The sequence below is a fragment of the SAR202 cluster bacterium genome (genome assembly GCA_009392515.1).
In the GTDB taxonomy this organism is placed as follows: domain Bacteria; phylum Chloroflexota; class Dehalococcoidia; order Lucifugimonadales; family UBA6952; genus UBA6952.
In genome coordinates, this window is sequence record VFGE01000023.1 from 16,836 (window position 1) to 34,297 (window position 17,462).

The following is a 17,462-nucleotide window of genomic DNA, read 5'->3' on the forward strand; positions in this document are numbered from 1 at the left end:
AATTCTATACACAAGATACTAGGGTATCCTTTTCTTAGCATAAGTTCAACGTAAATTTTCAGAGAAAAATGTTAATGTTTTAGACCAAGCCGACTCAGCGGCTTCTTTGTTATAAACCGGTAGGTTAGTATCATTAAAAAAAGCATGGTCAACATTAGGATATATAATTATTTCATTAACAACTCCGTTATCATTCAATGCTTTTTCTAACTCTGGCACATTAGAAGTTATACGTTGATCATTTTCAGCATAAATACCCAAAACTGGGGCTTGCAAATTTTTTACAGAATCCAAGTCTGGGTTACCACCATAATAAATATTACAAGCAGAAATATTGCTATTTTCACAAGCACTTTGTATAGAGAGTCCACCACCTAAACAATAGCCAACAATACCTACTTTCCCTGTAGAGTCTCCGTTATTTTGTAGATAAGAAACACAGGCATCTATTTCTTCTCTTGCGCGGGCCTGATCCATTGCTTGAGTTAATTTCATTGCTTCATCAGGTTCAGTTGTAACACTACCATGGAATAAATCCGGGGCTATAGCAAGAAATCCTTGCTCTGCAAATCTTTCAGTAATACTTTTTATATGGTCATCGAGGCCCCACCATTCTTGTATAACTACAATGCCCGGAGCCTTGGATTCCAAATCGGTAGGTTTGCTCATATATCCTTCTGCTGAAACTCCATTTATATTCATTTCTACTATTTCTGATTGTATATTACCCATAATAATTTCTCCTAAATTAAAGTAACGTAGAGTTATATTACCACGAGTATCCGAATAACTGTCTACATATAAACTGATAAAACTTTATATAATTTGCATTGACTCATTGGTACTTGAAATATAGAATTTCTGTACATTGAATTGAGGAGGGCTACTATGGCTTTTGAAGAAATAACGAAACCATCTGTATCAAATATGAAAGAAACTCCAAATCTTATTGATTACCAGTCTACTAAAGAAAATTTCGATTGGTTCAAAGATGGGTTTTCCGGCCTAGATTGGCTCCCTGATGGCGGATTAAATAATGCATATGAAGCTGTCGACAGGCATGTAATTAATGGTAAAGGGCAACAAAAAGCTTTAATCTGGATAGGTAAAAACGGTGATGAAGAAACCTACACTTATTCTCAATTCAAAGAAGAATCCGATAAATTTGGCCAAGTTATGAAAAACCTTGGTATGCAAAGAGCTGATAGGGTTTTTATATTTATGGATAGAATACCAGAACTCTATTTTGCAGCGATGGGAATACTAAAAGCTGGAGGGGTAATAGCTCCATTATTCTCAGCTTTTGGACCAGACCCTGTTAGAGATCGTATGGAAGATGCAGGAGCAAGTTTTCTTGTTACAACTCCAGAACTAAAATCAAAAATAGATACTATGCTGCCAGATATTAAAACTCTACAAAAAGTTATTGTGATAGATAAGCCTGGCACTGCAAATATTAATACTGACGATAAAACATTACTTTACAAAGATTTAATGAACAAGGTTGATGCTAGCAATTTTGTACTTGAACCAACAACCCAATATGACTTTTCAATTATGCATTACACCTCAGGTTCTACTGGGAAACCAAAAGGGGTACTTCATCGCCATCAAGCAGTTGTTCAACAATGGTTAACTGGCAAATGGGCTTTAGATCTCAAAGAAGGAGATATTTATTTTTGTACTGCTGATCCAGGATGGGTTACGGGAACCTCTTATGGGATGATGGCTCCTTGGACAAACTGCGTAACACAAATTATTTATGAAGGTGGGTTTGGTGCTGCTTCTTGGTACGAAATCATACAAAAATATGGGGTAACAGTTTGGTATACAGCCCCAACCGCTATAAGATTACTCATGAGAGCTGGAGAAGCTGTTGTTCAAAGATATGATCTTTCTTCGTTAAGATTTATTGGTTCTGTTGGGGAACCTTTAAATCCTGAAGCTGTTGTATGGGGAAATAAAAATTATAAAATGCCCATACATGATAATTGGTGGCAAACTGAAACTGGTGCAATTATGTGCGCCAATTATGCAACAACAAATATTAGACCAGGATCAATGGGGAAACCTTTTCCAGGTATAACTATGGGGATTTTAGACGATCAATATAACGAATTAGGCTCTGGGGAAAGTGGAATACTAGCTGTAAGACCAGGCTGGCCTTCTCAAATGTTTGCTTATTGGCAACAGGATGAAATGTATAACTCTCGATTCAAAAAAGGATGGTATATTACAGGAGATCAAGCTTCTATCGATGAAGATGGATATTTTTGGTTCCAAGGTAGAGCTGACGATGTTATTAATACAGCAGGCCACTTGGTAGGTCCCTTCGAAGTAGAAAGTGCACTAATTGAACATGAAGCCGTAGCTGAAGCAGGTGTCATAGGTAAACCAGACCCTATAGCTATGGAAGTTGTAAAAGCCTTTGTAACATTAAATCCGGATTATGAAGCAACTGATCAATTGAGAAGAGAATTAATAGGCTTTGCTCGAGACAAACTATCAGCAGGGGTAGCACCACGAGAAATTGACTTTATAGATGTTATGCCTAAAACAAGATCAGGCAAAATTATGCGTAGACTTCTAAAAGCTCGCGAATTAGGATTACCTGAAGGGGACACTTCAACTTTAGAAGATGATGGATAGATTTATAATGCAGATGCGTGACCATCCCCACGAGGATCAGAGGCTCCTGCATAAACTCCAGTCTCAGGATTTACACATATAAGTTGAACGATTCCATGACTTATACCCTCTTGGCCCCAAGTTATAGTGTGTCCCTTACTCTGTAAATTATCTGTAATTGACTCTGGCATCCTAGGTTCAACTTGAACTTCAAATGGATCATTAACTGTTGGTGGATGACTCCCAGGTATACTATACCATCGTGGAGCATCAACTGCTTCTTGTGCTCCCAAACCATAGTCAATAATTGAAGTAATAATTTGTAAATTCCCTTGTGGTTGAAAATCTGCACCTGGTGTACCAGATATAATAAATGGCTTATTATCTTTTAATACGATATACGCATTGAGAGTATGCATAGGTCGTTTACCAGGCTGTACAGTATTAGGGTGTCCTTCTTCTAATCTGAATCCTTGTTGTCTGTTATTAAACACAATACCTGTACCCTCAGCAACAAATCCAGAACCAAATCCATTATAAAGACTATGTATAAATGATAGGGCATTTCCTTCTTTATCAATAACGCAAAAGTAACTGGTATCAGTACCTTCAGCTATTACTGGGCCAGGTCCTACTTCTACGCTAGCTTTTGAAGGATCTATGGTATCCCTCCTAGAATCTGCAAAATCCTTAGAAATAAGAGTATCCAATGGAATATCTTCAATATGAGGATCAGCTAAATATTCGTTTCTATCTGCAAAAACTCGCTTTTTAGCTTCAATCATCAAATGAATTGCCTCTGGGCTTAAATGTCCATAATCTGACAAATTAAACCCCTCGATTATATTTAGCATTTCGAGAAGTATCATACCCTGTGATGGTGGTCTGTTTTCTGCAACAGTATAGCCTCTATATTCAGTCTCGATTGGCTCATATACTTCAACTTTATGGTTAGCTAGAGATTCCTTATCCATGATACCTCCAGCTGCTTGAAATTCTGCTACTATTTTTTCAGCAATTTCTCCGTTATAAAATGCATCAATACCTTTTTCTGCAACAATTTTCAGTGTGTTTGCTAAATCAACATTTTTAAACATTTCACCTTCGCCATATAATGATCCATCGGATTTTAAAAATACTTTAGCTGATGACGGAAATTGAGCTAATTTATCTTTAGCTCCTTCAAGAACACGAGCAGCTCTGGGAGTTATCGGATGGCCTTCTTCTGCATATTTAATTGCTGGTTGCAATAAATCGGCAAGTGACATAGTCCCATAATTGGTATTAAAATATTCATATGCTGCAAGTTCACCTGGAGGCGAAGCCGCAAGTGGACCTATACCTGGCATCTCTGTATATCCTCTTGAGGTGTAATATTCTGGAGTTGCCTGCTTAGGTGCCATACCAGTTGAAGTTAAACCCTGTGTCTTACCGGTTTTAGCATCATAAAAAATTGCAAAAACTTCACCGCCAAATCCACACATTCCTGGAACTGTTATCGCTTCAACTGCAGCAGTAGCTAATGCTGCATCAAAAGCATTACCCCCATCGGCAAGTACTTTAATTCCCGCAGAAGCAGCTAATGGAGAAGTGGAACACACAATTCCATTTTTCGAGTAAACTGTTGGTCTTGATGCATAAGGAACGTTCATAATGCCTCCAAATATCTATTTTATACAACTTTTTTGACGAATTGAGTTGGTACATTGTATTTACCACCACTAAGTAATGTCAATGGACTTGTGTATCAATAAAACTTATTTTATATTTGTTAGCTAAACTCCCGCGGGTATAAATTTCTTTTTGGAGGCAAAAATTGGAATTTGAAAACATTAAATTTGAACATAAAAATAAAATTGCAATTATTACGTTAAACAGGCCTGAATCACTAAATGCAATGAATTCAGACTTGAGGCTTGAAATAGTACAAGCAATGGAAGAAGTAGAAAACAATCAAGATATATGTGCAGTCATATTTACAGGTGAAGGTAGAGCTTTCTCTGCTGGTGGAGATATCAAAGAACAAGTAAAAGTTGCAGCTATGACCGACGAAGAAAGAATTGCTCATAGAGAAAAAATTAAAAAAGCAAGTAACTTTAGTTGGCTAATCGCAAATAGCAGAAAACCAACTATTGGTGCAATTAATGGAATTGCATTTGGGGGAGCAGCCTTACTATCCTCTACGTTTGATATCAGAGTTGGATCAGAAAAAACTAGTTTTAGATATCTAGCAGCAACCTATGGGCAAGCAAATTCAACTTGGAGCCTACCTATGGTAGTAGGTATGGCCAAGGCGAAAGAACTTATGTTTACCGGAAGAGAAGTTAAAGCTGATGAAGCTTTTCAAATTGGTTTACTAAATCATTTAGTCGCACCAGATGAAGTAATGCCTAAATCTCTCGAGATTGCAGAACTAATAGCTGCTGGACATGCAAATATGATACAAGGAATAAAAACACTTCTTCATGAGGGTACCAAAATAGGTTATGAAGACAGATTACATTTGGAAAGAGATGCTCTTGGAAGCTGGATGAAACCAGTAGATCCAAGAGATGGTTTTGTCGATTTTCTTTCAACAAGAAAATCAAAATAATTGATTTAGGGAGGATATATGTCTAGTGAAAAGAAAGGACCTTTAGTAGGAATAAAGGTAATTGATTTTACTCATGTCTTAGCAGGCCCATTTGGATCAATGATACTATCTGATTTAGGTGCTGAAGTTGTAAATATAGCCAAGGTGGACGCTAAAGATGATAGTAGAGGTAGCGGACCGTTTGTAAATGGTATTAGTACCTATAGATATTCCTTAGAAAGGGGTAAAAAATCAATTCAGGTTGATCTTAAAAATCCCGAGGGGATTAAATTAGTTAAACAGTTAATTGATAAAGCAGATATAGTTACTGAAAATTTTTCACCTGGAACTATGGCTAAACTTGGTTTGGATTATGAAGAATTAACCAAAACCAATCCAAGACTTATTTTTGCTTCTTGTTCAGGATTTGGACAAACTGGCCCTTATTCCTCGAGGGGAGCTCTTGATGTAATTGCTCAAGGGTTTAGTGGTTTTATGAGTATAACTGGAGACCCTAGCGGGGGACCAATGAGAGCCGGTTCTTCAATAGGTGATACTCTTGGTGGAACATATATGGCTATGGGAATAATGTCTGCACTTTATGAAAGAGAACTTAGTGGAAAAGGTCAGAAAATTGATATTAGCATGGTTGAAAGTGTGATATATAATTTAGAAAATGCCATTATTCGATACTCAGCAACTGGAGAAGTTCCCCAAAGAGTAGGTGCAAGACATCCACTAACTACCCCCTTTCAGGCTTTTGAAACTAAAGACGGATGGATTGTGGTAGCAGGTGTCAGAGACTGGGAGGCGTTTTGTGTAATTCTTGGTATAGAAGAGCTTGCAACAGACGAAAGATTTGATACAAATCCAAAACGCACTGAAAATCATAGCATTTTAGAGCCAATTTTATCTAATATAATAAAACAACAAAATAGTGATTATTGGTTTGAAGTGCTTGAGGGTATAGCATTAACAGGACCAATTAACAATATCGAACAAATGGTTAATGATCCTCATATTAAAGCCAGAAATACTATTATTTCATTACCTGTACCTGGAGAAATTGAAAAAGAAGTCCTGGTATCTAACACTCCTGTAAGATTATCTAGAACTCCTGCTGAAATAACTGAAAGAGCGTTTGTAGTTGGAGAGCATACGAGAGAAATTTTACAAGAATGGTTGGGTTTAAACGAAAAATCCACATTAGAAATGGAAGAAAAAGGTATAGTAAAAAGTTCAGATAATCAATTCATATAACTAGGAGGAGAATAATGGGTGGACCATTAGAAGGTGTTAGAGTACTAGATTTAGGAAGATATCAAGCAGGTCCAAGATGCGGACTGATGCTTTATAGACTTGGTGCAGATGTCATAAAGATAGAACCCCCAAAAGGTGAAGAAAGTAGAACTAATGGCCAACACTACTGGGTGCAATATAACAGCGGTAAACGGAGCCTAGGGCTGAATTTGTATTCAGATGAAGGAAAAAATATCCTCTCAGAATTAGTAAAAACAGCAGACATATTTATTCAAAACTTTAGACCAGGTGTAATTGGAAAAATTGGCTTTTCATACGAAAAGTTAAAAGAATTAAACCCTAAAATAGTCATGGTAAATGTTTCAGCCTATGGGCAATTTGGACCATATAAAGACCGAGTGGGTTTTGATCCCATAGGACAAGCTATTAGTGGTTTAATGACAACGCAAGGTACAGAAGGAATGGATCCATTTAAGTGTTCCTTCCCTCTTATTGATAGAATAACAGCCTTACATGCAACTATTGGAGCTCTATCTGCTTTATGGGAATCACGAATTTCTGGTGAAGGACAAAGTTTAGATGTTTGTTTAGCAGATACAGGCTATACAACTGCAGAAATTCCAATATCTACATACTTAACAACAGGCGCAGCACCAAGAAGAACAGGTAATGGCAATACTTTTACTAACACTTATCAATGTAAAGATGGATGGGTGTATCTTATTTCTACTGGCCCCAGAATGTGGAAAAGAGCTGCAGAAGTTGTAGGCAAAAAAGAATGGATAGATGATGAACGATATGCTACACGGCAAGGAAGAACAGAAAATGCCGTAGAAATAGAAGAGTATTTATCTCAATGGTTTTCTGATAAAACTCGTGATGAAGTTATAAATCTTTTCTCCCCTCACGGTGTTCCAATACAAAAAATTAATACTATTGCTGAAGCAGCACATGATCCCCATATGAGAGAAAGAAATATTATTGAAGAAATTGACGATTATATTACTGACGCCCCTAATGTGAGCCGAATTAATGCTATTGGTGACATATTTCATTTCAGTAGAAGTGGATATCAAATTGGACACGCTCCTCTACCGGGAGAACACTCTAGAGAGGTTTTATCGGAACTTCTCAATCTTTCAGAAGAAGAATTAGACGCTCTTCATGCTGAAGAAGTAATCTAATGAAAGATTGGGAAATTATAAAAACTCATTTGATAAAAGCAGATGAGAAAATGGAATCTCTCATACATCAATTTGGTATATCTCCCTTCGCAACACAAGAAAAAAAGAAAATTAATCTCTTTGATAATTTAATAAGTTCAATTGTATCTCAACAATTATCAACAAAAGTTGCTCGTACAATAAAAGACCGATTATATTCTTTAGGAGAAATGTCAGAATTTACTCCAGATTTCTTGATACAAACTCCCACTGAAGATTTAAGAATGTGTGGATTATCATATGCGAAATGTAGAAGTATGAAAGAAATATCTGAGGTTCTCATTAAAAGGCCAGATTACCTTACTTCCCTCTATGATAAATCTAATGAATTTATAATTGAAAAGCTCATTAAATTACGAGGAATTGGTATTTGGACTGCAGAAATGTTTCAAATGTTTTCATTACAAAGGCAGGATATATTTTCTCATAGAGATGCAGGACTAATTAAAGGAATAAGAATAGTCTATTTTGATAAAGAAAAAGCAGAATTGGAAGAAATCGAAAAAATTACTTCCAAATGGAAGCCGTATCGTTCTATTGGGTCATGGTACATGTGGCAAGTGGCCAATAATGAACCACCTATAAATAAAAAATAGACTTGCTTTTTAAATACAAATCCTATACGATTTTCTCCTAATGATCCGCAGTAGCTCAGTGGTAGAGCGGTCGGCTGTTAACCGATTGGTCGTAGGTTCGAGTCCTACCTGCGGAGCCAATATATTTCCACCCCTAAATAACAATGCAATATTATAAAAAGTTATTTATTTTTATGCCTCTGATTCTGATATTTGTAGGATGTTCTCTATCTAAGGAAAACGATTCCAATATTACTACGCAAACAAAAATACAAACTAAAGATCCTACATCTACATATGAATTAACAACATCCACTAATTCAAAACAAATAACTGAAAATCTAAAAGTTGCATTTATAGCAGATCAAGGAATTAATGAAAAGGCTGAGAAAGTATTACAATTAATCAAAGATGAAAAAACAGACATGGTAATACATGCAGGTGATTTTGGATGTTGTAACTCTATTATTAAATATTTATATGGTCGTGAAAGTTATATAGGTACAGCACTTGACTGGGATGCGCAAATAACAAATATCCTAGGTCCTAATTTTCCTTACTTTGGAGCAATTGGTAATCATGATGGAGGTAACTGGACAACATATCAAAAATTGTTACAGCAAAGAGTTGATAATAATATAGATGTAACTTGTTTTGGCAATCTTGGTATTAAATCTACATGTATTTATAAAGGATTATTTTTTATTTTATCTGGAGTTGGAGAAATAGGAGACAATCATAATAGTTATATAAGTAATGCTTTAGAAAACAGTGATGCTTTATGGAAAATATGTACTTGGCATAAGAATCAAAAAGAAATGCAAATAGGAAGCAAGAAGGATGCTGTTGGTTGGGAGCCTTATGAAAATTGTAGAAAAAATGGAGCAATAATTGCTTCAGGCCATTCACATACTTACTCAAGAACAAAAACTTTAACTAATACCACCACTCAAGAAGTTCATCGGGACTGGAATCAACGAAACGAAATACAAATATCCAAGGAAACTGAAACTCAAAAAGGTTCTACATTCGTCTTTGTTTCAGGAATCGGTGGAGAAAGTATAAGAAATCAAGAAAGATGTAAACCTACAACTTATCCATATGGTTGCAACAATGAATGGGCAAAAATATACGCTTCAAACCAAAATGCTAAGCCTGGTGCTCTTTTTATTACATTTCATGTAGATGGAGATCCAACGAAAGCAAAAGGATATTTTAAAAACATTGATAATGAAATAATCGATGAATTTATTATTCATAATTTTACTAAATAAATTCTAATATTTTTCAAATAAATCTCTAATTTTTTGTGTATCACTTGTTTGTAATAAGCTTAACATTAGTAATATTCGAGCTTTTTGAGGTGACAAATTATCACAAGTAATAAAGCCTTCATCTCTAAATTTTTCTGTAAGTACGATCCTACCCATAATAGACCGAGATGCCAATACTACTGGAATACCATCTTTGACCAATTGAAGAGCAGAATCTTTCATTACAGTTGGCAATGTTCCAGAGCCAAAACCAGCTAGAATTAGTCCTTGAGATTCATTTTTTTTCACAGCTTCAATCAATAAACCATCACCGCCAGAATAAGCTACGACAATATCAACTCTTGGCAATTGATTTAACCCCTGAGTACTAAACTCACTCTGGTAAGTATGAGTTTTTGTTGAATTACGATAAAAAATTACTTGTCCATCTGAATCTACAAAACCCAAAAACCCTAGATCATTAGATTGGAAAGTGTCGACACGTAAGGTGTTCATTTTAATGATTTCCCTTGCCGAATGAATTTGATTATTTAATACTCCCATTACACCCATATTTGAAGCATTTTTACTGGAAGCTATACGTATTGCATCAAGTAAATTAATATCTGCATCTGTACTCATGGATGATGGCGGCCTCATAGCGCCAGTTAACACAACTGGTTTATTAGACTTGACTGTAAGATTTAAAAAATATGCTGTTTCTTCTAAAGTAGCTGTGCCGTGCGTAATAACAATACCGTCAATTCCCTCTTGTAAAAGTGTATTTGCACGTTCAGCAATGACCAGCCAATCTATAGGAGTAATATTGGTACTACCAGTAGCTAATAAATTCTCGTAGGTTAAATTTGCAATGTTTTGCACTTCAGGAATACGTCCTATAAGTTGTTCAATTGTATAACGATTTCCCGTATCGGAATATTGAGTATAATCCAGTCGATTAGCACCAATACCAGATATTGTTCCCCCTGTAGCAATAATATGTACATTTGGTAATTCTTGTTTCATATCTACCTCCTTGTCTGATTTTACACTTTTGTGTAGAAAACTCATATAAAAATTGACAGTTGAATATCACTAACGTTTAATATTATTAAAGAATGATTGGAGTAAATTATGTATAATCTCGCATTATTTTTACATGTAATTTCAGCCCTTGGGATAGGGTATGTAGTTCTCTTTGGAATATTTAATTCAAAAATTGAGCTACCTTCAAGTCAATTTAGAATTAACTTAACACTGCTTCCAATAGTTAGTCTTCTTTCTTTACTAACTGGAATATGGATAATTCAAGTTGCTAATTATAGCCACGGAGCCTTATGGGTTTCTATCTCATATTCTTTATGGATAGCTCTCATAATTATTAACGAAGTTTTACTTCGACGAAAATATAAAAAAGCTATCAATAATAATCAAGGTGTTGTTTATGTATCTACCGAATACTACTTATTGACAATAGTAGCTGTAATACTCGTTGGGTTAATGATTTATAAACCTGCATAAAAAACAATCCAATGATAGAAGCATACTTTTCTCTATTTGGTTTTATGATTTTGATGGTAGGTACACCAGGGCCAGCAAATTTACTCGCTATGCTTGGTGGGTCACAAATAGGATTGAAATCTTGTAGTGGATTTCTCGTTGGTCTCGCTGTAGGCAAAATACCTCTGAATATTCTTATAGGATTTGGATTTGGAGTAATCCTCTCTGACAACCTAACACTATTTCAAATATTTAAATACGTAAGTGCGGGTTATATGATTTATCTTGCAACACGCTCTTGGAATAGTAAGCCTGTTAATACAGATGATATTCAACAATCACACCAATTTAATTTTAAACACGGAATTATTGTTCATCCTCTTAACCCCAAAGCATGGGTAATGTCAGCTCTTGCATGGAGTAACTTTGCTCCTGCTATAGGATCTTTTCCTACACAATTAGTAACTGTGGTCTTTGGTTTTGCTATATGTCAATTAACACTCACGAGCCTTTGGTGTTGGGGTGGTAGTGTACTTGGTCGTTCTCTACCAAATAACCAAAAACTCATGAGAAGCATGATTATTCTAACTATCTTAGTCGTATTATGGGCAATTCTATCTTGATATGTTATTCAAACCTATCCATCTATATCCGAAAAAACTCTTTGAGCAATTCGGAAACATTCAACTCCAACAGGCATACCACAATAAATAGCAACGTGATGTAATATCGATTTGATTTCTTCTCTTGTTACACCATTATTTAATGCCCCACGAAGATGTAATTCCCACTCAGTCATTCTGTTTAATGCAGCAATCATTGCTAAATTTAGCATCGATCTTGTTTTTTGATTTAATGTTTCATCACCCCATCCAAATCCCCACGCAAATTCAGTTACTAATTCTTGAAATGGTCTATTAAAATCTGTTGCTTGTGCAAGAGATCGTTCTACGTATTCTGCACCTAATACTGATTTCCTCTTTGCTAATCCCTTTTCAAAAAGTTCCTTATCCATAACTCTCCCTTCATTACAATAAGAAAATGCCCAGAAAATTCTGGGCATTTCTATTAAAACTATTTAATTGTTAATTTACTCTTCTCTGAGATACGTAAATACACCTGTTACTGCAGTGCTTACCATCATTGCAAACCAAACGATAGCCATATTCTCAGAATCGTATCCCATTATAGGTGTACCAATTGCTCCCAAAAGACCTGTAATAATTAAAAGTATTGCTACAACTATATTCCAATTTTTTTGGATAATCATACCAAGGCCAATCAATGCAAATCCTAAAAATCCTGCAATAGTACCAATTGTTCCTACACCTTGTGAAGCAACAACTAATGATGCACCTATAGACACTCCAGCAGCACTTGCTGTAGCCTCACCTATAGCTGCGGCATTGGCTGCATCTCCTGCTGCAACTGCAGCAGCAGCAGCGGCGGCACCAGCGGCTTGACCAGTAGAAGAAGCATCAGCTGCAGCTGCTATTAAACCGTTTTCGATTAAAAAGGCAGCAAACATACCAACAATTAAAACAAATCCTATATTAGCTAAACCTGCTCCACTTCCTCCAGTCATAGTACTTCGTACGTAACCATAAGATGCAAACATAAGTCCCATAGCTACTGTGACTATAGCCATACCTGTACCTATATTCGACGAATTTTCGCCTAACAATAAAGTAATTCCTTTTGTATCAGACCAATCTGCATCTCCTATTGTTGATAACAGTGTAAAAAACATCGCCAATACAACAATTGGACATATCACTAATAAAACAGCAGATATATTTTTTTCAGAACCCATACACACCTCCTGGGTTTATATTTAACTGCAGGGATTGTAAACGAAAACCAAATATAAAGCAAAATATCGTAAAAATTTATCATATTTAACCGTATTATTAATGATTCAGTAACAGAATCGTTAATAATGAATAATATGCACCAAAAATTTAGCAATATTTATAAATAATTAGAATATTGAGCATTTTATCGTATTTTTGTATATAAATTGTGATTAATAACACAATATTTTTGCTATATTTAAAGAGTCGAGACTATATAAATTTTAGAGGCCACACTAAAAATGCATATTTTTTCAGCAATATTAAATTCCTATTTATCTTTTTCGATTAACAAATCCTTTATATCCCTATGTTGTTGTCTATGCTGTTGTCTTCTTTGTTGTAGAAATCTTATGGTCTCTTCAGGGTGGGAGGTGCAGATGAAATAATTTGAATTAAGAATCACCGACTTAGTAGAGACCTCAAAAGAGGTCTTTTTTTTTACTCAAAAAAGGAGGAACAAATGTCAGTTATACTACAAACATTACTCTATCCACATCATGGACGATGGACTGAGGTAATCAATGATGTTATTACTTTACGAGAAGAAGAAAATCTAAACACTAACGTGAGTGTTTCTCTTGCAATGCCATTAATTGCTAACCGCCATATTGCAGTAAATGGTGTTTTTCAAAATCCTGATGAACTTGAAGAACGAATGGAACAGGTCACACCTGAATTTAACGCTAAACATGCACAAATTCATGCCAAATGCTCAGATGTCAAAAGAAATCTACTGATTGTGAATCAAATGCCAGAAGGCACTCCAGATAATCCGAAATTTATTGTTCGGCGTACATTTATAGCAAAAAGAGGGGAAAGAGATTCATTATTAGAATATACAAAAGAAAGATGGGCTAATCAAGAACAAAAACCATTAGTAATGATTCCTTTAGGTGGAGATGCTGACGTTCTTAGAATGTCTCTCTATTTTGCCTCTCTCAGTGATGTAGTTAATGCATATGAAAGAACAATTGGACCTGATAATTCAGGAGTCAGGGCAAAAATTGCTGATCTCACAGAAAAATCCTACATATCTTTACACCGAGTGATTTCTAGAGCTCAAAATTAAATATTTAATGAGGGGGGAGGATGAAAATGGGACATTATTTATTACAAGGGTCATACTCAGCAAATGCTTGGGCTGCACAAATAGCTAATCCACAAAATCGATTAGAACAGGTTTCAAATATGCTTGCACCATCCGGTATTAACATAGTTCAGGGATTTGCAGCATTTGGTGAAAATGACTTAGTTTTACTTATTGAAGCTCCAGATGACAAAACAATGGCTGCAGCATCAATAGCTATTGGAAGCACGGGGGCCGTAACGAATCTAAAAACGACACCATTAATGCCGATAGAAGATTTAGTAGATGCGTTAAAAACTGCACAGGGAATTAGTTACACTCCACCTACTGGTTAATTTTACCTATCGCCTCTTTTATTAGAACACTTTAGGGATTGGATTATGACCTAAAGTGTTCTAATTTAAAGTAAAATATCTTTAAATATACACTATAAATATTTAGGAGTTTTGTAATGTGGGATGACATGCCTAAAAAAACTGATCAATCTTCTAATCATCCATATAGACCTAATGCTATCAATATAGAATCTACGTATTCATTGTCATTTCATGACATTTTTATTAAACCTGGTTTTCTATCTCATCTTGGATCCTACACACTAAGTTTAATCATATCAACAATTGGTGGCGGGATTTTGGTAAGTGTTATTGCTGCATTCTTTCTAGATTCTAACGAAAATATGACTGCTAAAGGATTTGGAATTGCATTTCTTGTTGCAGGTTTTGTTATTCTAGTTTTACCCATGTATGGTGTTATTTCTACTTTTTTAAAATATAACAAACCAACTATTAAAAGTATCGAAAAAAGGTTTATTTCAGTACTAGCAACACCTGTGGTTATTTTGGTATTTTTTATTATCTCAGGTATATGTATTGCAACGAACGTTTTGGTGATATTGGTTCCTCTTGCTACTATAGCTCTTACAGGCCCACTTCATTTCTATCTATTAACTTCATTTAATAAAGAAAAATATTTAAGTATGTCAGTCAGTAAATCTGTAACAAAAACTGTTGATGTAAATCCAGAAATCGAAAACCTTCAAAAAGAAATGGAAAACCTTCGAGAAGAAATTGCAAATCAGCAACCAACCATTCAAGAAAATAATCCAGAAATTGAACGTATGGCTGAAGAAATAGCTTTTCTTAGAGCACAGTTAGAAGCAAAAAATACTGTAGAATATACACCTGAAGAAACTCAATGGAGACCTTCTCCTATTACACCAGAACCAGGACGATTTGAGGGGACGTATTTAAAAGGAGGACCATATATTCTTGCATTCATTTTGGCCAGCCTTATACTATCCAGTGCTCTTGGTGGGGGAATTTATGGTTTGTTTAAAATATTAGACAAAAACGATGACGGAACATCCATAACGAGACAATATGCAAATGAAATATTAGATTGTGATAGGGCATTGGTTTCTTGTTAATGATAAGTAAAGGAGTATTATGAAAATTACAAATGTAAAAATGGATATGTTCTACTGGAAATCGGAACCATGGAAAGTAGGACTTAATTTTCAAACTTTCGGTAGTACTCAAAAACTTGGAGTAGTTACTGTTGAAACAGATGAAGGAATAAGTGGAAACGCTTTTCTCGGTAGCTCGAGGATGGGTGCGGATCATTTTGCTCCAGGTTTGATTGAATTTATTAAACCAAGACTTATTGGGAAAAACCCTCAAGATATTGGTGCGATTTGGCAAGATCTTTGGAAAGCTAACCGATCGGTTTCAACATACATAATTGGTGCAATAGATATTTGTCTTTGGGATATAAATGGGAAAATTACTGGTCAACCAATCCACAGACTACTAGGCACATGCAAAGAGGTTGTTCCTGTATATTCGAGTACAGGTTTTTGGGAAACAAAAGAAGAATATGCAGAAGAAGCTATTAAATTTAAAGAAATGGGCTGGATAGCTCATAAAATACATCCACATGGAATTGCAGCAAACGATATTGAAATATCTGAAGCTGTACGAAAAGCTGTGGGTCCTGAGATGAAACTGATGCTAGATTCAACATGGGCTTACAACTACGAAGATGCTGTAAGGGTTGGCCGTGCAATAGAAGAATTAAATTACTATTGGTATGAAGACCCTTTAGCGGAAGAAGATATTTACAACTATATAAAACTTCATCAAAAATTAGATATTCCTATTCTATCTACTGAATATGCCCCTGGAAGGTATTATGGCATGACTCAATGGATCACCCAATTTGCAACTGACATCCTTAGAGGCGATGTAGCGATTACTGGTGGTATTACTCCATTGGTTCGACTATGCCATCTTGCAGAAGGATTCAAAATGAAATGCGAGATTCATCACGGAGGAAACTCCTTGAATAATGTAGCCAACCTACATGTTACGATGGCAGTCCCTAACTGTGAATTTTTTGAATTTTTCCCTTCCACAGGAAGTAATATGTTCGGGTTAGTAGAAGATATCCAATTCGATGGAGGTGTTGTACATGCACCTACAAAACCTGGGCTTGGATATGATATAGATTGGGAACTTTTACATAAAGAATACGCTGGTACTGCAGAATAAAGGAGATCAATTATGCCAAGTGATATACCTCAATCTATCGTAGGTGAAGAATTACCAAAGGGTGTATTTACTTCAACCGTAGTTGTAGATTGTGAACATATAGAAAAAATGCTTCATAAAGCTACAAGAAATCAATTTACCTTTTATTCTGATGAACCAGAACGACTTGGAGGAGATGCTAAACATCCCTCTCCTTTAGCTCATATTGTAGCTGGTATTGGATTCTGACTACTTACTCAACTGAAGCGGTACGCTTCAATGAGAAAAGTAGGAATTACTACCGCTAAAGTACACGTTGAACTTGACTATTATCTCAAGGGGTCAGTAAAACAAGGTACTGTTGAAAATAAAGTAACGGAAGTTAGAAGTGAATTTACTGTAGAATCCAAAGATCCTGATTCTGACGTTTTAGAAATAATTAGGATCGCTAAACAAGGTTGTTTTGCAGAAAATCTGGTTAAAAATGCGGTACCTTTAAAAAGTTCATGCCTACTCAACGGAAAAGAAATAGATGTGACGCAAACTTGACAGTACTATCCTGCTCAAGTTTAATGAAGTAGGTTAGTTATATCTATTAGGTATCATAATATTATTATGGCAAAACAATTAAACATATTTAGTATGGTAATTCTCATGCTAACCATATCGCTTTTTACCGCGTGTGGAAATGATTCTCCAAAGGAAGCTCCAAATGTTCAAGCTACAATTGATGCTGCTATTGAGATCGGTATAGCAAAAATACCCACTGCCACACCTACTCCTTTACCTATATCTACACCTACTCCTGTTCCTACTCCTACACCTCTTCCTACTCCTACACCTCTTCCTACACCCACACCTACTCCTACACCTACACCTACTCCTACTCCTACTCCTGTACCCACACCTACGCCTACGCCTCTTCCTACACCTACACCTACTCCTACCCCTACACCTACACCTACCCCTACACCTAC

Annotated in this window: 20 protein-coding genes and 1 tRNA gene; 16 read left to right on the top strand and 5 right to left on the bottom strand. The window is 35.7% G+C overall.

What is annotated here, in order from left to right; all coding sequences use genetic code 11:
• Nucleotides 1-45: 45 nt before the first annotated feature.
• On the bottom strand, nucleotides 46-732 hold the full coding sequence (locus tag FI695_02560; protein ID MQG50844.1) for a dienelactone hydrolase family protein: 687 nt from the start codon (nucleotides 730-732) through the stop codon (nucleotides 46-48).
• Nucleotides 733-888: 156 nt separating this feature from the next.
• Here FI695_02560 and acsA point away from each other — a divergent pair, with 156 nt between their 5' ends.
• Entirely contained in the window at nucleotides 889-2,649 is a 1,761-nt protein-coding gene (gene acsA / locus FI695_02565; GenBank protein ID MQG50845.1) for an acetate--CoA ligase, read from the top strand.
• A gap of 2 nt (nucleotides 2,650-2,651) precedes the next feature.
• Here acsA and ggt read toward each other — a convergent pair whose 3' ends face one another.
• On the bottom strand, nucleotides 2,652-4,280 hold the full coding sequence (gene ggt / locus FI695_02570; GenBank protein ID MQG50846.1) for a gamma-glutamyltransferase: 1,629 nt from the start codon (nucleotides 4,278-4,280) through the stop codon (nucleotides 2,652-2,654).
• 143 nt (nucleotides 4,281-4,423) lie between these two features.
• Here ggt and FI695_02575 point away from each other — a divergent pair, with 143 nt between their 5' ends.
• From FI695_02575 to FI695_02600, 6 genes are all read left to right on the top strand, one after another.
• A complete protein-coding gene (locus tag FI695_02575; protein MQG50847.1) occupies nucleotides 4,424-5,221 on the top strand; it encodes an enoyl-CoA hydratase/isomerase family protein in 798 nt (265 codons plus the stop codon).
• An 18-nt stretch (nucleotides 5,222-5,239) separates the two neighbouring features.
• Nucleotides 5,240-6,460: a CoA transferase gene (locus FI695_02580; GenBank protein ID MQG50848.1), complete on the top strand. Its 1,221-nt coding sequence runs from the start codon at nucleotides 5,240-5,242 to the stop codon at nucleotides 6,458-6,460.
• A 14-nt stretch (nucleotides 6,461-6,474) separates the two neighbouring features.
• Nucleotides 6,475-7,644: a CoA transferase gene (locus tag FI695_02585; protein MQG50849.1), complete on the top strand. Its 1,170-nt coding sequence runs from the start codon at nucleotides 6,475-6,477 to the stop codon at nucleotides 7,642-7,644.
• Nucleotides 7,644-8,279: a DNA-3-methyladenine glycosylase 2 family protein gene (locus FI695_02590; GenBank protein MQG50850.1), complete on the top strand. Its 636-nt coding sequence runs from the start codon at nucleotides 7,644-7,646 to the stop codon at nucleotides 8,277-8,279. The genes FI695_02585 and FI695_02590 overlap by 1 nt, the downstream gene beginning before the upstream one ends.
• Nucleotides 8,280-8,323: 44 nt before the next feature.
• Nucleotides 8,324-8,398, top strand: a tRNA-Asn gene (locus tag FI695_02595).
• 24 nt (nucleotides 8,399-8,422) lie between these two features.
• On the top strand, nucleotides 8,423-9,532 hold the full coding sequence (locus tag FI695_02600; GenBank protein MQG50851.1) for a hypothetical protein: 1,110 nt from the start codon (nucleotides 8,423-8,425) through the stop codon (nucleotides 9,530-9,532).
• Between the two features lie 3 nt (nucleotides 9,533-9,535).
• Here FI695_02600 and FI695_02605 read toward each other — a convergent pair whose 3' ends face one another.
• A complete protein-coding gene (locus FI695_02605) occupies nucleotides 9,536-10,582 on the bottom strand; it encodes an asparaginase (protein MQG50852.1) in 1,047 nt (348 codons plus the stop codon).
• Between the two features lie 63 nt (nucleotides 10,583-10,645).
• Here FI695_02605 and FI695_02610 point away from each other — a divergent pair, with 63 nt between their 5' ends.
• A complete protein-coding gene (locus FI695_02610; protein ID MQG50853.1) occupies nucleotides 10,646-11,032 on the top strand; it encodes a hypothetical protein in 387 nt (128 codons plus the stop codon).
• A gap of 11 nt (nucleotides 11,033-11,043) precedes the next feature.
• Nucleotides 11,044-11,634 carry a hypothetical protein gene (locus FI695_02615; protein ID MQG50854.1) on the top strand — a complete coding sequence of 197 codons (591 nt, stop codon included), beginning with the start codon at nucleotides 11,044-11,046 and terminating at the stop codon, nucleotides 11,632-11,634.
• A gap of 14 nt (nucleotides 11,635-11,648) precedes the next feature.
• Here the strand turns inward: FI695_02615 and FI695_02620 are convergent, their stop codons facing one another.
• The gene (locus tag FI695_02620; GenBank protein ID MQG50855.1) at nucleotides 11,649-12,026 is read right to left on the bottom strand and encodes a 4-carboxymuconolactone decarboxylase; all 378 of its coding nucleotides are present in this window, start codon (nucleotides 12,024-12,026) and stop codon (nucleotides 11,649-11,651) included.
• Nucleotides 12,027-12,101: 75 nt separating this feature from the next.
• The gene (locus tag FI695_02625) at nucleotides 12,102-12,824 is read right to left on the bottom strand and encodes a hypothetical protein (GenBank protein ID MQG50856.1); all 723 of its coding nucleotides are present in this window, start codon (nucleotides 12,822-12,824) and stop codon (nucleotides 12,102-12,104) included.
• A 503-nt stretch (nucleotides 12,825-13,327) separates the two neighbouring features.
• On the opposite strand from FI695_02625, the gene FI695_02630 reads away from it, so the two are divergent.
• From FI695_02630 to FI695_02660, 7 genes are all read left to right on the top strand, one after another.
• Nucleotides 13,328-13,936, top strand: coding sequence for a hypothetical protein (locus FI695_02630; protein MQG50857.1), 609 nt, complete (start codon nucleotides 13,328-13,330; stop codon nucleotides 13,934-13,936).
• Nucleotides 13,937-13,956: 20 nt separating this feature from the next.
• Nucleotides 13,957-14,289 (top strand): GYD domain-containing protein, encoded by a 333-nt coding sequence (locus FI695_02635; protein MQG50858.1) that lies wholly within the window; start codon nucleotides 13,957-13,959, stop codon nucleotides 14,287-14,289.
• Nucleotides 14,290-14,405: 116 nt separating this feature from the next.
• Nucleotides 14,406-15,383, top strand: coding sequence for a hypothetical protein (locus tag FI695_02640; GenBank protein ID MQG50859.1), 978 nt, complete (start codon nucleotides 14,406-14,408; stop codon nucleotides 15,381-15,383).
• Nucleotides 15,384-15,402: 19 nt separating this feature from the next.
• Nucleotides 15,403-16,506 carry a mandelate racemase gene (locus tag FI695_02645; GenBank protein MQG50860.1) on the top strand — a complete coding sequence of 368 codons (1,104 nt, stop codon included), beginning with the start codon at nucleotides 15,403-15,405 and terminating at the stop codon, nucleotides 16,504-16,506.
• Between the two features lie 12 nt (nucleotides 16,507-16,518).
• Nucleotides 16,519-16,734 (top strand): hypothetical protein, encoded by a 216-nt coding sequence (locus FI695_02650; GenBank protein MQG50861.1) that lies wholly within the window; start codon nucleotides 16,519-16,521, stop codon nucleotides 16,732-16,734.
• A 30-nt stretch (nucleotides 16,735-16,764) separates the two neighbouring features.
• Nucleotides 16,765-17,034: a hypothetical protein gene (locus tag FI695_02655; GenBank protein ID MQG50862.1), complete on the top strand. Its 270-nt coding sequence runs from the start codon at nucleotides 16,765-16,767 to the stop codon at nucleotides 17,032-17,034.
• 66 nt (nucleotides 17,035-17,100) lie between these two features.
• Nucleotides 17,101-17,462, top strand: a 362-nt coding sequence (locus FI695_02660) for a hypothetical protein (protein ID MQG50863.1), incomplete at its 3' end; no start/stop codon positions are given.

Excerpts from the sequence above, each read along its gene's own strand:
- ggt (MQG50846.1), bottom strand. The coding sequence starts at position 4,280 with ATGAACGTTCCTTATGCATCAAGACCAACAGTTTACTCGAAAAATGGA.
- FI695_02645 (MQG50860.1), top strand. The coding sequence starts at position 15,403 with ATGAAAATTACAAATGTAAAAATGGATATGTTCTACTGGAAATCGGAA.
- FI695_02620 (MQG50855.1), bottom strand. The coding sequence starts at position 12,026 with ATGGATAAGGAACTTTTTGAAAAGGGATTAGCAAAGAGGAAATCAGTA.
- FI695_02590 (MQG50850.1), top strand. The coding sequence starts at position 7,644 with ATGAAAGATTGGGAAATTATAAAAACTCATTTGATAAAAGCAGATGAG.
- FI695_02655 (MQG50862.1), top strand. The coding sequence starts at position 16,765 with ATGAGAAAAGTAGGAATTACTACCGCTAAAGTACACGTTGAACTTGAC.
- FI695_02615 (MQG50854.1), top strand. The coding sequence starts at position 11,044 with ATGATAGAAGCATACTTTTCTCTATTTGGTTTTATGATTTTGATGGTA.
- FI695_02635 (MQG50858.1), top strand. The coding sequence starts at position 13,957 with ATGAAAATGGGACATTATTTATTACAAGGGTCATACTCAGCAAATGCT.
- FI695_02630 (MQG50857.1), top strand. The coding sequence starts at position 13,328 with ATGTCAGTTATACTACAAACATTACTCTATCCACATCATGGACGATGG.
- acsA (MQG50845.1), top strand. The coding sequence starts at position 889 with ATGGCTTTTGAAGAAATAACGAAACCATCTGTATCAAATATGAAAGAA.
- FI695_02650 (MQG50861.1), top strand. The coding sequence starts at position 16,519 with ATGCCAAGTGATATACCTCAATCTATCGTAGGTGAAGAATTACCAAAG.
- FI695_02610 (MQG50853.1), top strand. The coding sequence starts at position 10,646 with ATGTATAATCTCGCATTATTTTTACATGTAATTTCAGCCCTTGGGATA.
- FI695_02640 (MQG50859.1), top strand. The coding sequence starts at position 14,406 with ATGTGGGATGACATGCCTAAAAAAACTGATCAATCTTCTAATCATCCA.
- FI695_02580 (MQG50848.1), top strand. The coding sequence starts at position 5,240 with ATGTCTAGTGAAAAGAAAGGACCTTTAGTAGGAATAAAGGTAATTGAT.
- FI695_02600 (MQG50851.1), top strand. The coding sequence starts at position 8,423 with ATGCAATATTATAAAAAGTTATTTATTTTTATGCCTCTGATTCTGATA.
- FI695_02585 (MQG50849.1), top strand. The coding sequence starts at position 6,475 with ATGGGTGGACCATTAGAAGGTGTTAGAGTACTAGATTTAGGAAGATAT.
- FI695_02625 (MQG50856.1), bottom strand. The coding sequence starts at position 12,824 with ATGGGTTCTGAAAAAAATATATCTGCTGTTTTATTAGTGATATGTCCA.
- FI695_02560 (MQG50844.1), bottom strand. The coding sequence starts at position 732 with ATGGGTAATATACAATCAGAAATAGTAGAAATGAATATAAATGGAGTT.
- FI695_02605 (MQG50852.1), bottom strand. The coding sequence starts at position 10,582 with ATGAGTTTTCTACACAAAAGTGTAAAATCAGACAAGGAGGTAGATATG.